The organism is Herbaspirillum sp. FG34 (assembly GCF_057809315.1).
In genome coordinates this window covers 77,499-98,768 of the sequence record NZ_JBMDJS010000006.1, presented here as the reverse complement: position 1 = coordinate 98,768, position 21,270 = coordinate 77,499, and the positions used below count along the sequence as shown (strand labels likewise).

The window sequence follows — 21,270 nt, the reverse complement described above, 5'->3', positions numbered from 1 at the left end:
CGGGACGCGAGCGCCCCGCCCTTCACTTCTCTAGACTGCGCAGATCAGTTGATCTTGGAGACCGCCACATGCTTCAGCAGGTCGGTCACCGAGGTCTGGATGCTGTCGGTGATGATGCCGGGATAGATACCCATGACCAGGGTAGCGATCGCCAGCAGGCCCAGGATGAGGAATTCGCGGGAATTCACATCCACCAGCTCGGCCACGTGATGGTTGCTCACGGCACCGAAGATGACGCGCTTGGCCAGCCACAGCGAGTACGCCGCGCCCAGGATCAGAGCGGTAGCGGCCAACAGACCAATCCAGAAATTGAACTTCACCGCACCCAGAATCACCATGAATTCGCCAACGAAACCGGAAGTGGCCGGCAGGCCGCAGTTGGCCAGCGAGAACAGGATGAAGAAGAAGGCAAAGCGCGGCATCTTGTTGACCACACCGCCGTACTGGGAAATCTCACGGGTGTGCATCTGGTCATACAGCACGCCGATACACATGAACATCGCACCGGACACGAAGCCGTGCGAAATCATCTGCACGATACCGCCCTGCAGGGCCATGTCGTTGAACATGAAGAAGCCCAGGGTCACGAAGCCCATGTGGGCGATCGACGAATAGGCGACCAGTTTCTTCATATCCTGTTGGACCAGGGCCACCAGACCGATGTAGATCACGGCCACCAGTGACAGGAAGATCATGAAGCCCGACAGCGCATGGCTGGCGTCCGGCAGGATCGGCAGCGAGAAGCGCAGGAAACCGTAGGCACCCAGCTTGAGCATGATCGCCGCCAGCACGATGGAGCCACCGGTGGGCGCCTGCACGTGGGCGTCAGGCAGCCAGGTGTGCACCGGCCACATCGGCACCTTCACGGCGAAGGCAGCCAGGAAGGCGAAGAACAGGATCTTCTGTTCCAGCATCGACAACGGCACCTGATGCCAGGTCGGAATCTCGAAGCTGCCGCCCGACACGTAGTACAGGTAGATCAGGGCGATGAGCATCAGCAGCGAACCCAACAGCGTGTACAGGAACAGCTTGAAGGCTGCGTACACGCGGTTGTCGCCACCCCAGACGCCCACGATGATGAACATCGGGATCAGGGTCGCTTCGAAGAAGGCGTAGAACAGCATCGCATCCAGCGAGGAGAACACGCCGATCATGATGCCGGAGAGGATCAGGAAGGCACCCATGTACTGGGCCACGCGCTTCTGGATCACCACCCAGCCGGCCAGCACCACGATGACCGTGATGAAGGCGGTCAGCGGCACGAACCACAGCGAGATGCCGTCCAGGCCCAGGAAGTAGCTGATGCTGAAGCGGTCAATCCAGGGCGTCTTTTCGACGAACTGGTAACCGTGCGCCAGCGGATCGAAATGCTGGATCAGCGGGAAAGTAACGACCAGGCCGACCAGCGAACCGAACAACGCCAGCCAGCGGGTCAGGCCCGGATTGCTGTCGCGGCCCAGTGCCAGGACGAGGATGCCGAAGACGATCGGTACCCAGATCGCGAGGCTCAAGATGGGAAATGTTGACTGCATCATGGTTGTTATTTACTCGGACAGCTTATTTGGCGAACGGGAACGGCATGAACCACACCAGGAAACCCAGCACCCCGATGATCATCACGAACGCATAGTGATAGATGTAACCGGACTGCCAGAGACGCGTGAATTTCGAGAACCAGCCGACGACCTTGGCGCTGCCGTTGACGAACAGGCCGTCGATGATGCCACGGTCGCCCACGGTGGACAGTCCGCTGCCCAGCAGGCGGGCACCGCCGGCGAAGACAACTTCGTTGAACTTGTCCATGTAGTACTTGTTGTCCAGGATGGTGTAGATGATGCTGAACTTTTCCTTGAACCAGGCTGGTACACGCGGGTTGATCATGTAGCAGTAGTACGCCACGACCACACCGGAGATGGCCAGCCACAGCGGCGCGCTGGTGAAGGCATGCAGCACCATGGCGACCGGGCCGTGGTATTCGTGGGCCAGCTCTTCCATGACCTTGTGGTTTTCGCCGAAGAAGATCACACCCTTGAAGAAGTCGCCATACAGCATCGGCGAGATCGCGAAGAAACCGACGATGACCGAGGGAATGGCCAGCAGGATCAGCGGCAGTGTCACCACCAGCGGCGACTCGTGCGGCTTCTGACCCGGAGCCAGGCCGTGATGATGGTCGTCGTGACCGTGATCGTCATGGGCATCGTGCGCATGGTCGTCATGCACGCCGTGCGCCGCAGCGGGGGCGTGGTGATCATCATGGCCGTGGGCCTGGCCGAAACGCTCCTTGCCATGGAAGACCATGAAATACATGCGGAAGGAGTAGAAGGCGGTCACGAACACACTGGCCAGCACGGCGAAGTAGGCAAAGCCCGAACCCGGCAGGTGCGACTCGGCCGCGGCTTCGATGATCGAATCCTTGGAATAGAAGCCCGAGAAGAACGGTGTGCCGATCAAGGCCAGCGAACCCAGCAGCGAGGTGATCCAGGTGATGGGCATGTACTTGCGCAGGCCGCCCATGTTGCGCATGTCCTGATCGTGGTGCATGCCGATGATGACCGAGCCGGCACCCAGGAACAGCAGCGCCTTGAAGAAGGCGTGGGTCATCAGGTGGAACACGGCCACCGAGTAGGCCGAGGCACCCAGTGCGACGGTCATGTAACCCAGCTGCGACAGCGTGGAGTATGCGACCACGCGCTTGATGTCGTTCTGCATGGTGCCCAGGAAGCCCATGAACAGCGCCGTGATGGCACCGATCACCAGGATGAAGGACAGCGCGGTGTCGGACAGTTCGAACAGCGGCGACATGCGGGTGACCATAAAGATACCGGCCGTCACCATGGTGGCGGCGTGGATCAGCGCGGAAATCGGGGTCGGGCCTTCCATCGAGTCCGGCAGCCAGACGTGCAGCGGGAACTGCGCAGACTTGCCCATGGCGCCCACGAAGAGGCAGATACACGCCACGGTCAGCAGCATCCAGTCGGTACCCGGCAGGGTCAGCTGGGCCAGCTCGGCGCGCTTGGCGAAGACTTCGGTGTAGTTCATCGAACCGGCGTAAGCCAGCAGCAGGCCAATCCCCAGGATGAAGCCGAAGTCACCGACGCGGTTGACCAGGAAGGCCTTCATGTTGGCCTTGATCGCGGTCGGACGGGTATACCAGAAACCGATCAGCAGATAGGACACCAGGCCCACCGCTTCCCAGCCGAAGAACAGCTGCAGGAAGTTGTTGCTCATGACCAGCATGAGCATGGAGAAGGTGAACAGCGAGATGTAGGAGAAGAAGCGGTTGTAGCCCTCATCTTCAGCCATGTAGCCGATGGTGTAGATGTGCACCATCAAGGAGACGAAGGTCACCACGCACATCATCATCGCGGTCAGGCTGTCGACCATGAAGCCGATCTCCAGCTTCAGGCCTGCCACCGTCATCCAGTTGTACAGCGTACCGTTGTAGGTGGCGCCGTCCAGCACTGCAAGCAGGGTCTGGATGGAGATGATGGCGGCGATCAGCACGCCCAGGATGGTCGCGGTATGCGACACCTTGCGGCCAACCACGTTGCCGAAGAATTTGGTACCCAGCAGACCGGCAATGGCCGAGCCTGCCAGCGGCGCCAGGGGTACAGCAAGAAGAAGATGTGGGTTAAGTTGCCCAGCCATGATGAACCTTATCGCTTATTGGCTGCCCCGCCTGCAGCACTGCTGCAAGGGGGCCTCCCATCTTTAAATGAAATTCAAACCAGAACGCAAAAACAGGACGCTGCGGATGCCGACTCAGCCCTTGAGGCTGTCGAGGTCTTCCACGTTGATGGTATCCAGGTTACGGAACAGCACCACCAGAATCGCCAGACCGATGGCGGACTCAGCCGCAGCCACGGTCAGGATGAAGAACACGAAGATCTGTCCGCCCGCGTCACCGAGGTAATGCGAGAAAGCAATGAAGTTCATGTTGACCGCAAGCAGCATCAGTTCGATGGCCATCAACAGAACGATGATGTTCTTGCGGTTCAGGAAAATGCCGACGATCGAGATCGCGAACAGGATCGCGCCGATGATCAGGTAGTGGGAGAGCGTGATTGCCATGATTCTTGTGCGCCCTTCTTAAGATTGTTGACCAGCGGCCGGCTTGTCGGCCGCAGCAGCGGCGCCATCGGCGGGCTGCTCGTTGCGGGTGGATTCGGCCTTCATGCTGACCAGGCGCACACGATCCGATGCCTTGACCTTGACGGCCTGGGCCGGGTCGAAGTACTTGCTGTCCTTGCGCTTGCGCAATGTCAGCGCGACCGCAGCGACGATGGCCACCAGCAGGATCACGGCCGCGATTTCGAAACCGTACACGTATTGGGTGAAGATCAGCTTGCCCAGCGGCTTGGTCTGACCCAGCGTGTCGGAGGCAGCAGGAACCTGCGACTCGGCGACCCAGAAGCTGTTGAGCAGCACCGCCGCCATTTCCAGCACGATGACCACGCCGATGGTAGCGGCCAGCGGGAAGTAGCCCCAGAAGCCTTCACGCAGCTTGTCCATGTTGATATCGAGCATCATCACCACGAACAGGAACAGCACCATCACCGCGCCGACGTAGACCAACACCAGCACGATGGCCAGGAACTCGGCCTTGAGCAGCATCCAGAGGCCGGCCGCCGAGAAGAACGACAGCACCAGGAAGAGCGCCGCATGCACCGGGTTGCGGGCCGTGATGACGCGAACGGCGGAGATTACCACCAGCACCGCGAACACGTAGAACAAGACAGTTTTAAATTCCATAATCAACCAGAAGTTGGTTCATTCAATCAGCACGGGCAGCGCAAGCACGCCATCCATCGCAATACATCCAACACATTGCCGCAAGCCCCGCACCACCCTGCCCGGCTGCCCCGCAATACAGGGCCACCCGGCAGCACCGATCAACGGTAGGCGGCGTCGGCTGCGCGCGCAGCGGCGATTTCGTTTTCGTAACGGTCACCCACTGCCAGCAGCATTTCCTTGGTGTAGTACAGGTCGCCCCGCTTTTCACCGTGGTATTCCAGGATGTGCGTTTCAACGATCGAGTCGACCGGGCAGGACTCTTCGCAGAAACCGCAGAAGATGCACTTGGTCAGGTCGATGTCGTAGCGGCTGGTGCGACGGGTACCGTCTTCACGCTGCTCGGATTCGATGGTGATGGCCATCGCCGGGCAGACCGCTTCGCACAGCTTGCAGGCGATGCAGCGTTCTTCACCGTTGGGATAACGGCGCAGCGCATGCAGGCCGCGGAAACGCGGCGACATCGGCGTCTTTTCCTCGGGGAACTGCACGGTGATCTTGCGCTTGAACAGGTAGCGACCGGTCAGGGCCAGGCCCTTGAACAGTTCGCGGAGCATCAGGCTGCCGAAAAAATCCTTAATAGCTTCCATTTTTAGCCTCAGCCTTCCAACTTATTTCCAGATATTCCAGGGCGACTGGATCCAGATCGCCACGACCACCAGCCACACCAGGGTCAGCGGGATGAACACTTTCCAGCCCAGACGCATGATCTGGTCATAGCGATAGCGCGGGAACGATGCGCGGATCCACACGTACAGCGACAGGAAGAAGAAGGTCTTCAAGCCCAGCCAGATCCAGCCCGGAATGAAGTCCAGCGCTGCCAGCGGTGCCGACCAGCCGCCGAAGAACAGCAGTGCGGTCAAGATCGAAATCAGGATCATCGCGGCGTATTCGGCCAGGAAGAACATGGCGAAGGACATGCCCGAGTATTCGATCATGTGACCGGCCACGATTTCGGATTCGCCTTCCACGACGTCGAACGGGTGACGATTGGTCTCGGCCACGCCGGAGACGAAGTAGATCACGAAGATCGGCAGCAGCGGCAGCCAGTTCCAGGACAGGAAGTTCAGACCCATGCCGGCAAATTGACCCTTGGTCTGGGCCAGCACGATATCGGTCATGTTCAGACTGCCGGTGACCATCAGTACCACCACCAGGCAGAAGCCCATGGAGATTTCGTAAGACACCATCTGCGCCGAGGCGCGCATGGCACCCAGGAAGGCGTACTTCGAGTTGGAGGCCCAGCCGGCGATGATGATGCCGTAGACTTCCATCGAGGTAATGGCCATCAGGTACAAGAGGCCCGCGTTGACGTTGGCCAGCACGTGTTCCGGCGAGAACGGCACCACCGCCCAGGCGGCCAGCGCCGGCATGATGGTCATCACCGGGGCCAGGTAGAACAGCGCCTTGTTGGCCTTGGACGGGGTCGAGATTTCCTTGAAGATCAGCTTGACGGCGTCAGCGATGGGCTGCAACAGGCCGGCCGGACCCACACGGTTGGGGCCCAGACGCACGTGCATCCAGCCGATCAGCTTGCGCTCCCAGTAGGTCATGTAGGCCACGCACAGCAGCAGCGGCACCATCACCACCAGGATCTTGACCAGAGTCCACACCAGCGTGAACAGGGTCGGACCCAGCAGGGCCGGTCCCACGTTGTTGATTTGGGCGATCAGGTGATCCATTTTTACGCTTTCTCCACGACGATTGCGCCAAACATGCCGCCCAGTGCAGCGGTGGAGGCGTGCGCAGAAGCGACGCGAACCACGTTTTCCGGCAGTTTCTTATCGATGGCGGCGGTCAGCGCAACGCTGCCCGAGCCTTGCTTGACCTTGACCTGGTCGCCTTCGGCCACGCCCAGCTTGGCGGCCAGCGCAGCCGAGAGCCATGCCTTGGGCGCCTGGCCGTCGCGGGTTTCCAGCAGCGGCGGCGAACGGCGTGCAATGGCGTCGGCGAAGTAGATGGGCACGTCAGCCACGCGCTCCACGCCACCGGCGGCAGCTTGCACAGCTTGCGCTTGCACGCTGGCGATGTTGTTCAGGCGCGCCGACAGGTCGGTTTCCTTGCCCAGCAGTTCGTCGCGGATGGACTCGGCGGTTTCGTAGTCGAAATTTTCCAGTTCCAGCAGATTGCCCAGCACACGCAGGACCTTCCAGCCCGGACGTGCATCGCCGGCCGGCTTGACGGTACCGTTGAAGCTCTGTGCACGGCCTTCGGCATTGACGAAGGTACCGGCAGTTTCGGTGAAGGGTGCGATCGGCAGCAGCACGTCGGCGTAGTCGGCTCCATGCTTGAAAGCGGACATCACCACGACCATCTCGGCCTGGTTCAGGGCGGCACGAGCGGCTTGCGCATCGTAGCTGTCCAGTTCCGGCTCGGCGTTCAACAGCAGGTAAGCCTTGCGCGGCTGTGCGAACACGGCAGCGGCGTTGGCGCCCTTGCCGGGGGTCGGCACGGCGTTGGCCAGGTAGCCGCCGACGGCGTTGCCGCCATCGGTCAGCACACCCAGCTTGGCGCCGGTTTGTTCAGCGATCCACTGTGCGGCAGCATGCAGCTGCGCAGCTTGCGGGTGCTGGACGGCAGCATTGCCCAGGAACACGCCACGGCCTTCGCCCGACAGCAGGCTGGCAGCAGTTGCCTTGGCAGCGTCCGATGCCACCACGCCAGCGTAGACGGCGGGAGCAGCCACGCCCTTGGCTTCCGCCACGGCCACGGCCACTTCGGCCAATGCGGACAGCCATGCCGAGGGAGCGGCGATGATCTTGTTGGCGACCGGCATGAGCAGATCGTCGTCGGTGGCATGCAGGACGCTGAGCTTGGCACCGCTCTTGACCGACTGGCGCAGGCGCGCCGACAGCAGCGGATGATCCTTGCGCAGGAAGGAACCGATCACAAAGACGCGGTTCAACTGCGAGAATTCGACGATGGACATGCCCAGCCACGGCTTGATCTGGCCATCCAGACCGAAGTCGGACTGACGCAGACGGAAGTCGACGTTATCCGAACCGACGCCGCGTACCAGCTTCTGCAGCAGGCTCAGTTCTTCCAGGGTGGAGTACGGGGTACCCAGCGCGGCGATGGCGTCGGCACCATGTTCGTGACGGATGTTGCGCAGGCCATGGGCGACGTATTCCAGCGCGGTCTGCCAGTCCACTTCCTGCCACTTGCCGTCTTGCTTCAACATCGGCTTGGTCAGACGCTCGGCGCTGTCCAGCGCTTCGTAGGCGAAACGGTCCTTGTCGGAGATCCAGCACTCGTTGACTTCTTCGTTTTCGAAGGGCAGCACGCGCATGACCTTGCCATTCTTGACCTGGACGATCAGGTTGGCACCAACGCTGTCGTGCGGGCTCACCGACTTGCGGCGCGACAGTTCCCAGGTACGGGCGCTGTAGCGGAACGGCTTGGAGGTCAGGGCACCGACCGGGCACAGGTCGATCATGTTGCCCGACAGTTCGGAGTCCACGGTCTTGCCGACGAAGGTGGTGATCTCGGAATGTTCACCGCGACCCAGCATGCCCAGCTCCATCACGCCGGCCACTTCCTGGCCGAAGCGCACGCAGCGGGTGCAGTGGATGCAGCGGTTCATTTCCTTCATGGAGATCAGCGGACCGACGTCCTTGGGCTCCACGACACGCTTTTCTTCCTGGTAGCGCGAGGAAGAACCGCCGTAACCGACGGCCAGATCCTGCAGCTGGCACTCACCGCCCTGGTCGCAGATGGGGCAATCCAGCGGGTGGTTGATCAGGAGGAATTCCATCACGCCCTTCTGGGCCTTGACGGCCTTGTCGCTGGCGGTGCGCACGATCATGCCGTTGTTGACCGGCGTGGCGCAGGCAGGCAGCGGCTTCGGGGCCTTTTCGACCTCGACTAAGCACATGCGGCAGTTGGCCGCGATGGACAGTTTCTTGTGATAGCAGAAGTGAGGGATGTACGTGCCGATCTTGTTGGCAGCGTCCATGACCATGCTGCCTTCTTGCACTTCAACCTTCTTGCCGTCTATTTCGATTTCAACCATGGCTGTTTGCCCAAGCTAAATATTCTTTGCCAACGATGCCGGCGGAAGGCTTATCGCATCCCGCGCGGCATCCCCTGCCCTGTTCAGATGTAAGCCGGAACCAGGCAGTGTTTGTGCTCGATGTGGTATTCGAACTCTTCGCGGAAATTCTTCACGAACGCGCGTACCGGCATCGCCGCTGCATCACCAAGCGCACAGATGGTGCGCCCCTGGATGTTGTCGGCCACCGAATTGAGCACGTCCAGATCTTCCATCTTGCCGTGACCGTTTTCGATACGCTCCACCATGCGGTACATCCAGCCGGTGCCTTCGCGGCACGGCGTGCACTGGCCGCAGGATTCTTCATAGTAGAAGTAGGACAGGCGCAGCAGCGACTTGACCATGCAGCGCGTCTCGTCCATCACGATCACCGCGCCCGAACCCAGCATCGAGCCGGCCTTGGCGATGGCGTCGTAGTCCATGGTGGTGTCCATCATGACGTCGCCACGGATCACCGGTGCGGACGAACCACCCGGGATGACGGCCTTGATCTTCTTGCCGCCGCGCATGCCGCCGGCCAGTTCCAGCAAGGTGGAGAACGGCGTGCCCAGCGGGATCTCGTAGTTGCCCGGACGCTCGACGTCGCCCGAGATCGAGAAGATCTTGGTGCCGCCGTTGTTGGGCTTGCCCATCTCGGCGTAGGCCTGCGGGCCCACCTTGAAGATGAAGGGCACGGCGGCGAAGGTCTCGGTATTGTTGATGGTGGTCGGCTTGCCGTACAGACCGAAGCTGGCCGGGAACGGCGGCTTGAAGCGCGGCTGGCCCTTCTTGCCTTCCAGCGACTCCAGCAACGCGGTTTCTTCGCCGCAGATGTAGGCGCCGTAACCATGGTGCGCATGCAGCTGGAAGCTGAAACCGGTGCCGAGGATGTTGTCACCCAGGAAGCCGGCCGCACGGGCTTCTTCCAGGGCTTCTTCGAAACGCTCGTACTCGGCGAAGATTTCACCGTGGATGTAGTTGTAGCCGACCGTGATGCCCATGGCATAGCCGCCGATGATCATGCCTTCGATCAGCGCGTGCGGATTGTAACGAATGATGTCACGGTCCTTGAAAGTACCCGGCTCACCTTCATCTGTATTGCAGACGAGGTATTTCTGGCCCGGGAACTGGCGCGGCATGAAGCTCCACTTCAGGCCGGTCGGAAAACCCGCACCACCGCGGCCACGCAGGCCCGAGGCCTTGAGGTCGGCGATGACTTGTTCCGGAGTGATCTTCTCGTTGAGGATGCGCTTGAGCGAATCGTAGCCGCCGCGCTTGACGTAATCCTCGAGATGCCAGTTCTCGCCATTCAAGTCGGCGAGGATCAGCGGTTTGATGTGGCGGTCGTGCAGGCAGGTCATTTCTTCAGTTCCTCCAGCAGCGCGTCGATCTTTTCGTTGGACATCCAGCTGCACATTTGATGGTTGTTGACCAGCATGACCGGTGCGTCGCCGCAAGCGCCCATACATTCACCTTCCATCAGCGTGAACTGGCCATCGGCCGTGGTTTCGCGATAATCGATGCCCAGCTTGTGCTTCAGGTGATGGGCGGCGCGCTCGCCACCCGACAGCAGACACGGCAGGTTGGTGCACACGGTGATCTTGTGCTTGCCCACCGGGCTGGTGTTGAACATGTTGTAGAAGGTCGCGACTTCCTGCACGGCCACGGCGGGCATGCCGATGTAGTCGGCAATTTCCTGCTGCAGCTCGGCCGGCAGCCAGCCATGTTCCACCTGGGCGATGCGCAGCGCGGACATGACCGCAGACTGGCGCTGGTCCGCCGGGTATTTCGCGAGTTCGCGATCGATTTTCTTAAGGGCTTCTTGACTTAACAGCATATCGTTGGCCATCCATGCGCATCAGATCTGCGCGGTTATTGGATATTCCCCAAACTTGACGGGCTTCCTGAGAAGCCCGCCTTGACTATTGCTCTTCGACTTATCGGTCGATTTCCCCGAACACGATGTCTTGCGTACCAATGATGGTGACCGCGTCGGCAATCATGTGGCCCTTGGCCATTTCGTTCAGGGCTTGCAGGTGGGCAAAGCCCGGGGCACGGATCTTCAGGCGGTACGGCTTGTTGGCACCGTCGGAGACCAGGTAGATACCGAATTCACCCTTGGGGTGCTCGACGGCAGCATACGCCTCGCCGGCAGGCACGCGGAAGCCTTCGGTGAACAGCTTGAAGTGGTGGATCAGGTCTTCCATGTTGGACTTCATGTCCGCACGTTTGGGAGGCGCAATCTTGTGGTTGTCCGTAATGACCGGACCCGGATTGTTGCGCAGCCACTCCACGCACTGCTTGATGATGCGGTTGGACTGGCGCATTTCGGCCACGCGCACGAGGTAACGGTCGTAGCAGTCACCGTTCTTGCCGATGGGGATATCGAAGTCCAGCAGGTCATACACTTCATACGGCTGCTTCTTGCGCAAGTCCCAGGCGATGCCCGAACCGCGCAACATGGGGCCGGAGAAGCCCATCTGCAGTGCACGTTCCGGCGAAACCACGCCCACGCCCACCAGACGTTGCTTCCAGATGCGATTGTCGGTCAGCAGGGTTTCGTATTCATCGACATAGGTCGGGAAACGATTGGTGAAGTCTTCGATAAAGTCCAGCAGCGAGCCCTGACGGTTTTCGTTCAGTTCGCGGATGGCCTTCTCGTTGCGCACGATGGAAGCCTTGTACTGCGGCATGCTGTCCGGCAGGTCGCGATAGACGCCACCCGGACGATAGTAGGCCGCGTGCATGCGGGCACCCGAGACAGCTTCATAGCAGTCGAACAGGTCTTCGCGTTCACGGAAGGCATACAGCAGCACGCCCATCGCACCCACGTCCAGCGCGTGCGCGCCGATCCACATCAGGTGGTTCAGCAGGCGGGTGATTTCATCGAACATCACGCGGATGTACTGCGCGCGCAGCGGCACTTCCAGACCCAGCAGACGCTCGATGGCCAGCACGTAACCGTGCTCGTTGCTCATCATCGAGACGTAGTCCAGACGATCCATGTAAGGCACGGATTGCAGGAAGGTCTTTTGTTCAGCCAGCTTTTCGGTACCACGGTGCAGCAGACCGATGTGGGGATCGGCGCGCTGGATGACTTCACCGTCCAGCTCCAGCACAAGGCGCAGCACACCGTGCGCGGCCGGGTGCTGAGGACCGAAGTTCAGCGTATAGTTTTTGATCTCTGCCATTATTTGATCCCGTAGTTTTCTTCACGAATGATGCGCGGGGTGATTTCGCGCGGCTCGATCGTTACGGGTTGATAGATGACGCGTTTCTGTTCGGCGTCGTAACGCATTTCGACATAGCCGGACACCGGGAAGTCCTTGCGGAACGGGTGGCCAATGAAGCCATAGTCGGTGAGGATGCGGCGCAGGTCGGGGTGACCGTCGAAGAGGATGCCGTAGAAGTCAAACGCTTCACGCTCATACCAGCCAGCCGAATTCCAGATCGGGTCGACCGACGCCACGATGGGCAGGTCGTCATCCGGTGCGAACACGCGCACACGCACACGCCAGTTGTGCGAGATCGACATCAGGTGCGACACCACGGCAAAGCGCGGACCGTCCCAGGCACCGTCGCCATAGGTGGAGTAGTCCACGCCGCACAGGTCCAGCAATTGCTCGAAACGGGTGTCGGCATGGTCGCGCAGCACGCGCATGGCCGACAGGTAGTCAGCGGCCTTGACCACCACGGTGACTTCACCGAGGGCCACGGTCAGGTTCTGAAGATACCCTCCAAGCGCATTACGCAGGGCGGCTTCGAGAGTTTCCAATTTTGTCGTCATACTGCCCTCTTAGCGCGCGATGGTGTTGGTGCGCTTGATCTTGTTCTGCAGCTGGATCACGCCGTACAGCAGCGCCTCAGCCGTCGGCGGGCAACCCGGCACATACACGTCGACCGGCACGATGCGATCGCAGCCACGCACCACCGAGTACGAATAGTGGTAATAGCCACCGCCATTGGCACAGGAGCCCATGGAGATCACCCAGCGCGGTTCCGGCATCTGGTCGTAGACCTTGCGCAGCGCCGGCGCCATCTTGTTGCACAGGGTACCAGCCACGATCATCAGGTCGGACTGGCGCGGCGACGGACGGAACACCGCACCGAAGCGGTCGAGGTCGTAACGCGAGGCACCGACGTGCATCATTTCAACTGCGCAGCACGCCAGACCGAAGGTCATGGGCCACAGGGATCCGGTACGGGTCCAGTTGATTACCTTATCCAGCGAGGTGGTAACAAACCCCTCATTCAATACGCCTTCAATAGACATGGCTTACTCCCAATCCAGGGCACCCTTTTTCCAGATGTACCAAAATCCGACAACAAATTCAGCGATGAAGACCATCATCGTGACGAAACCTTGCCAGCCCAGCTCACGCATGGACACGCCCCAAGGGAAGAAGAAGGCGGTTTCCAGATCAAACAGGATGAACAGGATGGCGATCAGGTAGTAGCGCACATCGAATTTCATGCGCGCATCTTCGAATGCTTCAAAGCCGCATTCGTAAGGAGAAGTTTTTTGAGCGTCCGGCTTGTGCGGACCAAGAAGACGACCGAGGAGCTGGGGAGCGACACCGACGCCGATGCCAACAAGAATAAACAGGAGGACTGGGAAGTAATTTTCGAGGTTCACGATTGGCCGCTATGCGTTGGTTTATCGATGGGAATGATTCTCAATATCAATCAGAAACTTCCTCGACAAAAAGCCAGCTCAGGCACTAGGACCTTCGCTGGCTTTTCATTTCATTTCTATGGTGCCGACGACGAGACTCGAACTCGTACAGCTTTCGCCACTACCCCCTCAAGATAGCGTGTCTACCAATTTCACCACGTCGGCTTGAAGCTGCTATTGTACCTTCATTTGTTACTCTTGTTCAATGCACAATCAGCGAAAAAGAAAGATTCTTCCTACTTAATTCTTCGATTATTTCAGAATCAGCAAAAGCTTATTTCGGGATCTGATTCGACTGGTCACCCGGCTTGCCTGCATCAGCCGGTGCGGCGGGCGCTGCAGGCGCTGCCTGCTGGGCCGGGGCCGCCGGAACTTGCAGATTATCCATCACACTGCCGCTTTGTGCCACGTGATGATTGCCGATGAAGGTCAGACCCAGGGTCGCCACGAAGAAAATACCTGCGGCCACCGCCGTCGACTTCGACAGGAAGTTCGACGAGCCGGTCGCACCGAAAAGACTGCCCGAGGCACCAGAACCGAAAGCCGCCCCCATGTCAGCACCCTTGCCGTGCTGCAGCAAGACCAGACCGATGATCGCCAGCGCTGCCAGCACCTGAACTACAACCACAACCAAAAACAAAGTATTCATTTAAACAAGTCCACTCTTGATGTTTCAATCGCCTGCTGCATCTGCGTCAAAGTATCGCCTCCGCAACTGACAAACCCCTTACTCCACTTCAGGCCGCCTTGATGATGGCCAGGAAATCCGCCGCCTTCAATGCCGCACCACCGATCAGACCACCATCGATGTCGGCCATCGCCAGCAACTGCTCCGCATTGTCCGGCTTCATGCTGCCGCCGTACAGGATACGCACCTTGGCCGCCGCTTCCGCGCTCTTGGCGCCGAGACGCGCACGCAGCATCGCATGCACTTCCTGCGCCATTTCCGGCGTGGCCGTCTTGCCGGTACCAATCGCCCAGACCGGCTCGTAGGCCACGACGATGCGCGCAGCATCCTCGACAGCCAGGGCCGTCAGCACCGCATCGAGCTGACCACCCACGATTTCATTGGTCTGTCCGGCTTCGCGCTGTTCCAGCGTTTCCCCCACGCAGACCACCGGCACAAGGCCGGCCTTCAATGCTGCCACGGTCTTGGCCGCCACCGCCGCATCGCTCTCGCCGTGATAGGCGCGACGCTCGGAGTGGCCCAGAATGACATATTGCACACCGAATTCCTGCAGCATCGCTGCCGACACCTCACCGGTAAAGGCACCAGAAGCGTGCGCGGACATGTCCTGCGCCCCCAGCGCCACGGCCGAACCAGCCACCGCGCCCTGCACCTGCGCCAGATAAGGCGCCGGCACACACACGGCGACGTCGCAGACCTCGGCCGGCAGACCTTCCTTGATACCAGCCACCAGGGCCGCATTGGCAGCCAGGCTGCCGTTCATTTTCCAGTTACCGGCTACGAGTTTGCGACGCATAGGCTGAGTTCTACGAGATGGGTGTCAATTTGGATAACCTCGCATTGTATCCGGTACGGCCGCTTGGCGCAAAGCCGGACTGTCCCGCCCGGCTCCGCGCGCCTGCCGAATCACAGTTCCAGCATGATCTTGCCGATGTGGGTGCTCGATTCCATCATGGCATGCGCCTGTGCCGCCTGTTCCAGCGGGAAACGGTGGTGAATGACCGGCTTGATCTTGCCAGCCTCGATCAGGGGCCACACGTGTTGCCGCAGGTTGGCCGCGATCGCCGCCTTGAACGCCACCGGGCGCGGGCGCAGGGTCGACCCGGTGATGGTCAGGCGACGACGCATGACCTGCCCCATGTCGAGCTCGCCCTTGCTGCCGCCCAGTTGGGCGATGAAGACCAGGCGGCCATCGTCGGCCAGGGCCTTGATCTCGCGCGGCAGGTAATTGCCGCCGACCATGTCCAGGATCACGTCCACACCCCGGCCACCAGTCAATTCCTTGACCACATCCTCGAACTGCTCGGTTTTGTAATTGATGGCCCGTTCCGCGCCCAATTCTTCACATGCGCGACACTTGTCGGCACTGCCCGCCGTGGCGAACACGCGATGGCCCAGCGCACGGGCGATCTGGATGGCCGTCACGCCGATGCCCGAAGAGCCGCCCTGCACCAACAAGGATTGTTCACCTGACAGTTGTCCCCGGTCGAAGACGTTGCTCCACACCGTGAAGTAATTTTCCGGCAAGGCTGCGGCCTCCAGCGCGCTCAAACCCTTGGGCACCGGCAGGCACTGGGCCAGCGGCGCGGCACAGAACTCCGCATAACCGCCACCCTGCACCAGCGCACAGACCAGGTCACCCAGCCTGAAGCCGCTCTCACCCAGCTCACCCGCCACGATTTCGCCTGCCACTTCCAGGCCCGGCAGGTCCGAGGCGCCCGGCGGCACCGGATAGTTGCCGATACGCTGGAATACGTCCGGACGATTCACGCCCGCCGCATGCACCTTGATGAGTATTTCCCCCGCCTTGAGCTCAGGCACGGGCCGTTCACAGGCCTGCAGTACCTCGGGGCCGCCAAATTCCTTGATCTCGATTGCGCGCATCTGTCCTATCCTTCAGTTATCTATGTCTCAAAGCGAAGCCGCCGCCCGTGCCGCCGTGTCATACAGCCCGGACGCATTGCGCAACAATTGCGCCGCCTCGCCGATGGCCTGGTTGGGGATGCCGCTTTCGACCTGCACCTCGATCAGGCAGCGCTCGCGCACCTCACGATACTTCATGCACAGCGCCTGCCCCGCCGGGGTGGTCGAGAACAGCAGTTCCTTGCCGGCCTTCTCGCTCTTCACGTAGCCGGCCTTCACCAGCTTCTTCAAGGCATAGGTGACCACGTGGGTGTCCTCGACGTTCAATACGAAGCAGATATCGGCCAGTTTTTTCTTGCGATCGCGGTGATTGACGTGATGCAGCAAGGACACCTCGATGGCCGTCATGTCCTTGGCTCCCGCAGCCGCCATGCAGCGCACCATCCAGCGATTGAAGGCATTGCTGGCCATGATGAGGGCGTATTCCAGTTCGGACAGTTCGGCGCTGCGCTCGGAGACCAGGTGCTGCGAAGACACGATCTTGGTCGGGCGCGGCGCCTCGGCGGCGGCCTGCACATCGGGCGGAAGGGAGACAGAGGTCTCGTTGTTCTCTTGGCTCATGGGAAGCGTAGGGGTCAGGACGACAGAATGGCAACACTATAGCGCAAAGATTAAATAAATAATTTATCGACATATTGTTTATATTTTCTTTGAAATGTAATATCCGCAAAAAAGCAGGGCATCACCAGACGCACCTTGACCCCGACAGCGGCATCGGCGGGTTCTCAACAAAATCACCGGCGAGGCGAGAGACACATGCAGCCACCCCAGCTCCACCCCTTGGGCGACCGCGCACTGCTCTGCAGTTTGCCGTCCCCTGCCACCCTGCCCCAGCAGCAACGCATCTGGGCCCTGGCCGCACTGGCCAGTGAATGGGAAGAAGTCAGCGAAGTCGTGCCAGGCATGAACAACCTGACGCTAATCACCCGGCGACCCGTCGCCGACCTGGACACGCTGAGCGAGCGCATCCTGAAGACCTGGCCCCGGCTCGCCAGCGCAGGCAGCGAAGGCCGCACGGTCGAGATCCCCGTGGTCTACGGCGGCAACGTCGGCCCTGACCTGGACAACGTGGCCCGTCACACCGGCCTGTCGACCGGGGAGGTCATCGAGCGCCACAGCAATGCCGAGTACGTGGTGTATTTCCTGGGCTTCCTGCCCGGCTTCGCCTACATGGGCGGGCTCGACACCAGCCTGGCCACGCCGCGCCACACGACGCCGCGCGTGAGCATTCCGGCCGGATCGGTGGGCATCGGCGGCGAGCAGACCGGCATCTATCCGATGGCCTCGCCGGGCGGCTGGCAACTCATCGGCCGCACCGCCCTGCAGCTTTTCGATCCTTCCCAGCAACCGCCGACGCTGCTGCGTCCCGGCGACCGAGTACGCTTTACCGTGGAGCGCGTGGCCTCATGATCGACATCATCCAACCCGGCATGCTGGCTTCGGTGCAGGACATGGGCCGTTATGGCCATCGCAGCCTGGGCATCCATCCCGGTGGCGCGCTCAATACGCTGGCATTGGCCAGCGCCAACCTGCTGGTCGGCAATCCGGTCGATGCGGCCGGACTGGAAATCACCATGGGCGTGGCCGAGCTGCGCTTCACTCGCGATACCCGCATCGCCCTCGGTGGCGACGACATCGGTGCCACCCTCGATGGCAAACCCATCGCCGCCTGCTGGAGCATTCCGGTGCGTGCCGGCAGCGTGCTCAAGCTCAGCCTGGCGGCAGCCGATTCACCCGAGCAGGCGCCACGTCACAGCATGCGCACCTACCTGGCCGTCGCCGGTGGCATCGATGTGCCGCTGGTCCTGGGTTCGCGCAGCACCGACCTCAAGGCCGGCTTCGGCGGCCATCAGGGACGTGCCTTGAAGCGCGGCGACAAGCTCCCCATCGGCGACGCCAGTGCTGCCTCTGTCGCGGTCCATGGTCCCGCCTTCGGCGTACGTTCCCCGCGCTGGAGTGGCCTGGCCCTGCGTGCCGATGAACACAGCCAGCACGTCACGCTGCGCGTGCTGCCCGGCCCCGAATTCGAACAGTTCAGCAAGAGTTCGCGGGAAGCGCTGTGGTCCGACACCTGGCGCGTCACCCCCAACAGCAACCGCATGGGTTATCGCCTCGAAGGTCCCGAACTCAAACGCAAGCAAGGTCGCGACATGCTCTCCCACGGCGTGGTGCCGGGCGTGATCCAGGTGCCACCCTCGGGCCAACCCATCATCCTGATGGGGGATGCCCAGACTACCGGCGGCTACCCCAAGATCGGCGTGATCATCGGTGCCGACCTCTGGAAGCTGGCGCAAGCCCCGTTGAACGCCACGCTGCGGCTGGAGCCCTGCGAGATGGCCGACGCCCTGGCCGCCGCCGAAGAACAGCAACGCTATCTCGATTCCATCCGCGCCACGGTCGCCGCACTGGACTGGTCGCGCGCCACGCTCTACAAGAAATAAGGGAACGCCATGTATATCGATCTCAATGCCGACCTCGGCGAAGGCTGCGACACCGACGAACAACTGCTGACCCTGGTCAGCTCCGCCAACATCGCCTGCGGCTGGCATGCGGGCGATGCCAGCACCATGCGCCGCAGCGTGCGCTGGGCGATCCAGAATCACGTGGCCATCGGCGCCCACCCCAGCTTCCCCGACCGCGAGAACTTCGGGCGCAGCGCCATGCAGTTGCCGCCCGAGGAAATCTTCAGCGGCATGCTCTATCAACTCGGCGCACTGGACGCCATCGTGCGCGCCGAGGGTGCACGCATGACCCACGTCAAGCCGCACGGCGCGCTCTACAACCAGGCCGCCAAGGATGCCGTGCTGGCCAATGCCATCTGCGCCGCCATCCGCACCTTCAATCCCGAACTGAGCCTGTATGGCCTGGCCGGCAGCGAACTGATCGCCGCCGCCCGCCATGCCGATCTCAATGCGGTCGAAGAAGTGTTTGCCGATCGCGCCTATGAAGCCGATGGCAGCCTGGTCGCACGCAGCAAGCCCGGCGCCATGATTACCAACGATGCCGACGCCATCGCCCAGACCCTGATGCTGGTCAAGCAGAAGAAGGTCAAGGCCATCGACGGCAGCCTGGTCGAAGTCAATGCACAGACCGTGTGCCTGCACGGAGATGGCGCGCACGCCCTGGATTTTGCGCGCCAGATTCGGGCACGCCTGCACGCCGAGCAGATTGCCGTGCGCGCGGCGGTGTGAAAGTTTTTTCCCGGCGTGGTCGCAAGACGCCGGAAAGAAGGCACCTGCTGCTGATACAGGGGTGTCGCAAGCTGTAGTTTCGTTCCAAAAACAACAAGAAAGGTCGCCAATCCGAGGCCCGCGAGGTCGCAGGAAAAGTCACGCCCCTACGCTTTGCATATTGACGCAAAGTCAGTCTGGGCGCGGCTTTCCACGACAAAGATGGCACGGACCTTGCACATTGGCGGCAGGATTTTTCCTCATTCACATAGGGAGTTTTTCATGGAGAGTACGACACTGCTGCCACTGATCGGGATACCGATCGTCGTGGCCGGTTTTGCCTTGCGTTTCAACCCGCTGCTGGTGGTCACGGTAGCCGGTCTCACCACCGGCCTGTCGGTCGGAATGGACTTCGGCATGCTGCTGGAAACCTTTGGCGAGAAGTTCGTCAACAGCCGTTCGCTGGCGACCTTCCTCTTGATCCTGCCGATCATTGGCCTCTTGGAACATTACGGTCTGAAGGAACGCGCCCAGGCGTGGATATCCAGCATCGCCAGCGCCACTTCGGCACGCATTCTGATGCTCTATTTCATCCTGCGTGAAGGCACCGCCGCACTGGGTCTGATCTACCTGGGCGGCCAGGCGCAGACCGTGCGTCCGCTGCTGGCACCGATGGCCGAAGGTGCCGCCGTGAGCGCCTACGGCGAAGACCTGCCGCAACACATCCGCGACAAGATCAAGGCCCACGCGGCGGCCTGTGACAACGTCGCCGTGTTCTTCGGCGAGGACATCTTCATCGCCTTCGGCGCCGTGCTGCTGATGGATGCCTTCCTGAAGGAAAACGGCATCACCAACATCGAGCCGCTGCACATCGGCCTGTGGGCCATCCCCACTGCCCTGTCGGCGCTGGTGATCCACATGTTCCGCCTGACCCGCCTCGATGCTTCCATCCGCCGCGATGTCGAGGCGTGGAAGGCCACTCAATCCGCTGCCAAGGTGTCCGCATGAACACGCTCATCTCGATCAACCGCATCTACTACCTCATCGGCATCATCGTCATGATGCTGACCGTCATGACCCTGCGCGACAAGGGCAATCCCAAGCGCTTCACCACGGCGCTGTTCTGGTTCCTCTTCGGCGCGGTATTCCTGTTCGGTGACCTGCTGGTGGAACACCTCGGCAAGTCCATGGCTCACCGCATCATCGGCGGCACCGTCATCATCATCTCGCTCATTGCCGGCACCGGCATGCTCTCCATGGGCAGCTATGCCACTTCCTCGCATGAAGAGCGCGTGGCCTCGTCCAGGAAGCTGGGCAACTGGCTGTTCTTCCCGGCGGTGCTGATCCCCGTGATCACGGTGGCCTGTACCGTGCTGCTCAAGGGTGTCTCGGTCGGCGGCCTGATGCTGCTGGACCAGAAGCAACTGACCTTGGCCGCACTCTGCGTGGCCTGCATCTGCGCGCTCATCGCCGGTTGCGTGCTCACGCGTGGCACCCCGCTGCAGGCAGTACGCCAGTCGCGCCGCCTGGTGGATTCGATTGGCTGGGCCGCGATCCTGCCGCTGATGCTGGCCATGCTCGGTGGTGTCTTCGTCGCCGCCAAGACCGGGACGTCGGTACAGCACGTGGTGAGCCTGTTCGTCAATCCCGACAACCGCTTCCTGGTGGTGGTGATCTACTGCGTCGGCATGGCACTGTTCACCATGGTGATGGGCAATGCCTTCGCCGCCTTCCCGGTGATGAGCGCGGGCATCGCCCTGCCCTTCCTGATCGTGGGGCATCATGCCGACCCGGCGCCGCTGGTGGCCATCGGCATGTACTCGGGCTATTGCGGTACGCTCATGACGCCGATGGCGGCCAACTACAACATCGTGCCGGCGGCGCTACTGGAACTGAAGAACAAGTACCAGGTCATCAAGGTCCAGATTCCGACCGCACTGACGCTGCTGACGGTCAACGTGTTCCTGATGTACTTCCTCGCCTTCCGCTGATC

Annotated in this window: 22 protein-coding genes and 1 tRNA gene; 5 read left to right on the top strand and 18 right to left on the bottom strand. The window is 61.1% G+C overall.

What is annotated here, in order from left to right:
• Positions 1-44 precede the first annotated feature (44 nt).
• From ACODSZ_RS09890 to ACODSZ_RS09805, 18 genes are all read right to left on the bottom strand, one after another.
• Positions 45-1,535, bottom strand: coding sequence for an NADH-quinone oxidoreductase subunit M (locus ACODSZ_RS09890; RefSeq protein WP_008327677.1), 1,491 nt, complete (start codon positions 1,533-1,535; stop codon positions 45-47).
• A 22-nt stretch (positions 1,536-1,557) separates the two neighbouring features.
• Entirely contained in the window at positions 1,558-3,648 is a 2,091-nt protein-coding gene (gene nuoL, locus ACODSZ_RS09885; protein WP_008327675.1) for an NADH-quinone oxidoreductase subunit L, read from the bottom strand.
• Between the two features lie 114 nt (positions 3,649-3,762).
• On the bottom strand, positions 3,763-4,071 hold the full coding sequence (gene nuoK, locus ACODSZ_RS09880) for an NADH-quinone oxidoreductase subunit NuoK (RefSeq protein ID WP_006712949.1): 309 nt from the start codon (positions 4,069-4,071) through the stop codon (positions 3,763-3,765).
• Positions 4,072-4,089: 18 nt separating this feature from the next.
• Entirely contained in the window at positions 4,090-4,752 is a 663-nt protein-coding gene (locus ACODSZ_RS09875) for an NADH-quinone oxidoreductase subunit J (RefSeq protein WP_034350155.1), read from the bottom strand.
• 140 nt (positions 4,753-4,892) lie between these two features.
• Positions 4,893-5,381 (bottom strand): NADH-quinone oxidoreductase subunit NuoI, encoded by a 489-nt coding sequence (nuoI, locus tag ACODSZ_RS09870; RefSeq protein ID WP_008327661.1) that lies wholly within the window; start codon positions 5,379-5,381, stop codon positions 4,893-4,895.
• Between the two features lie 21 nt (positions 5,382-5,402).
• Positions 5,403-6,473 (bottom strand): NADH-quinone oxidoreductase subunit NuoH, encoded by a 1,071-nt coding sequence (gene nuoH / locus ACODSZ_RS09865; RefSeq protein ID WP_008327660.1) that lies wholly within the window; start codon positions 6,471-6,473, stop codon positions 5,403-5,405.
• Between the two features lie 2 nt (positions 6,474-6,475).
• Entirely contained in the window at positions 6,476-8,803 is a 2,328-nt protein-coding gene (gene nuoG / locus ACODSZ_RS09860; RefSeq protein WP_488927495.1) for an NADH-quinone oxidoreductase subunit NuoG, read from the bottom strand.
• 83 nt (positions 8,804-8,886) lie between these two features.
• The gene (nuoF, locus tag ACODSZ_RS09855) at positions 8,887-10,182 is read right to left on the bottom strand and encodes an NADH-quinone oxidoreductase subunit NuoF (RefSeq protein WP_008327658.1); all 1,296 of its coding nucleotides are present in this window, start codon (positions 10,180-10,182) and stop codon (positions 8,887-8,889) included.
• A complete protein-coding gene (gene nuoE / locus ACODSZ_RS09850; RefSeq protein WP_006712943.1) occupies positions 10,179-10,670 on the bottom strand; it encodes an NADH-quinone oxidoreductase subunit NuoE in 492 nt (163 codons plus the stop codon). The genes nuoF and nuoE overlap by 4 nt, the downstream gene beginning before the upstream one ends.
• Positions 10,671-10,758: 88 nt before the next feature.
• Complete coding sequence (locus ACODSZ_RS09845; RefSeq protein WP_175343243.1) at positions 10,759-12,012, bottom strand: NADH-quinone oxidoreductase subunit D; 1,254 nt, start codon at positions 12,010-12,012, stop codon at positions 10,759-10,761.
• The gene (locus ACODSZ_RS09840) at positions 12,012-12,608 is read right to left on the bottom strand and encodes an NADH-quinone oxidoreductase subunit C (RefSeq protein WP_034330585.1); all 597 of its coding nucleotides are present in this window, start codon (positions 12,606-12,608) and stop codon (positions 12,012-12,014) included. The genes ACODSZ_RS09845 and ACODSZ_RS09840 overlap by 1 nt, the downstream gene beginning before the upstream one ends.
• Before the next feature lie 9 nt (positions 12,609-12,617).
• Positions 12,618-13,094 carry a NuoB/complex I 20 kDa subunit family protein gene (locus ACODSZ_RS09835; protein ID WP_006712940.1) on the bottom strand — a complete coding sequence of 159 codons (477 nt, stop codon included), beginning with the start codon at positions 13,092-13,094 and terminating at the stop codon, positions 12,618-12,620.
• 3 nt (positions 13,095-13,097) lie between these two features.
• Positions 13,098-13,457 (bottom strand): NADH-quinone oxidoreductase subunit A, encoded by a 360-nt coding sequence (locus ACODSZ_RS09830; protein WP_006712939.1) that lies wholly within the window; start codon positions 13,455-13,457, stop codon positions 13,098-13,100.
• Positions 13,458-13,576: 119 nt separating this feature from the next.
• A tRNA-Leu gene (locus ACODSZ_RS09825) sits at positions 13,577-13,661 on the bottom strand.
• A 109-nt stretch (positions 13,662-13,770) separates the two neighbouring features.
• Positions 13,771-14,145, bottom strand: coding sequence for a preprotein translocase subunit SecG (gene secG, locus ACODSZ_RS09820; RefSeq protein WP_081486037.1), 375 nt, complete (start codon positions 14,143-14,145; stop codon positions 13,771-13,773).
• Positions 14,146-14,233: 88 nt separating this feature from the next.
• Positions 14,234-14,980 carry a triose-phosphate isomerase gene (gene tpiA / locus ACODSZ_RS09815; RefSeq protein WP_241821160.1) on the bottom strand — a complete coding sequence of 249 codons (747 nt, stop codon included), beginning with the start codon at positions 14,978-14,980 and terminating at the stop codon, positions 14,234-14,236.
• A gap of 110 nt (positions 14,981-15,090) precedes the next feature.
• Positions 15,091-16,068: an NAD(P)H-quinone oxidoreductase gene (locus tag ACODSZ_RS09810; protein ID WP_175343241.1), complete on the bottom strand. Its 978-nt coding sequence runs from the start codon at positions 16,066-16,068 to the stop codon at positions 15,091-15,093.
• A 27-nt stretch (positions 16,069-16,095) separates the two neighbouring features.
• On the bottom strand, positions 16,096-16,668 hold the full coding sequence (locus tag ACODSZ_RS09805; RefSeq protein WP_081486035.1) for a winged helix DNA-binding protein: 573 nt from the start codon (positions 16,666-16,668) through the stop codon (positions 16,096-16,098).
• Between the two features lie 195 nt (positions 16,669-16,863).
• On the opposite strand from ACODSZ_RS09805, the gene pxpB reads away from it, so the two are divergent.
• From pxpB to ACODSZ_RS09780, 5 genes are all read left to right on the top strand, one after another.
• Positions 16,864-17,517 (top strand): 5-oxoprolinase subunit PxpB, encoded by a 654-nt coding sequence (gene pxpB / locus ACODSZ_RS09800; RefSeq protein WP_241821159.1) that lies wholly within the window; start codon positions 16,864-16,866, stop codon positions 17,515-17,517.
• Positions 17,514-18,548, top strand: a complete 1,035-nt coding sequence (locus ACODSZ_RS09795; protein ID WP_008327644.1) for a 5-oxoprolinase subunit C family protein — start codon at positions 17,514-17,516, stop codon at positions 18,546-18,548. Before pxpB ends, ACODSZ_RS09795 begins: the two co-directional genes overlap by 4 nt.
• A 9-nt stretch (positions 18,549-18,557) precedes the next feature.
• Positions 18,558-19,298, top strand: a complete 741-nt coding sequence (pxpA, locus tag ACODSZ_RS09790) for a 5-oxoprolinase subunit PxpA (protein ID WP_175343238.1) — start codon at positions 18,558-18,560, stop codon at positions 19,296-19,298.
• A 261-nt stretch (positions 19,299-19,559) separates the two neighbouring features.
• Positions 19,560-20,285 carry a DUF969 domain-containing protein gene (locus ACODSZ_RS09785; protein ID WP_008327640.1) on the top strand — a complete coding sequence of 242 codons (726 nt, stop codon included), beginning with the start codon at positions 19,560-19,562 and terminating at the stop codon, positions 20,283-20,285.
• Positions 20,282-21,268, top strand: coding sequence for a DUF979 domain-containing protein (locus ACODSZ_RS09780; RefSeq protein ID WP_008327638.1), 987 nt, complete (start codon positions 20,282-20,284; stop codon positions 21,266-21,268). Before ACODSZ_RS09785 ends, ACODSZ_RS09780 begins: the two co-directional genes overlap by 4 nt.
• Positions 21,269-21,270 lie beyond the last annotated feature (2 nt).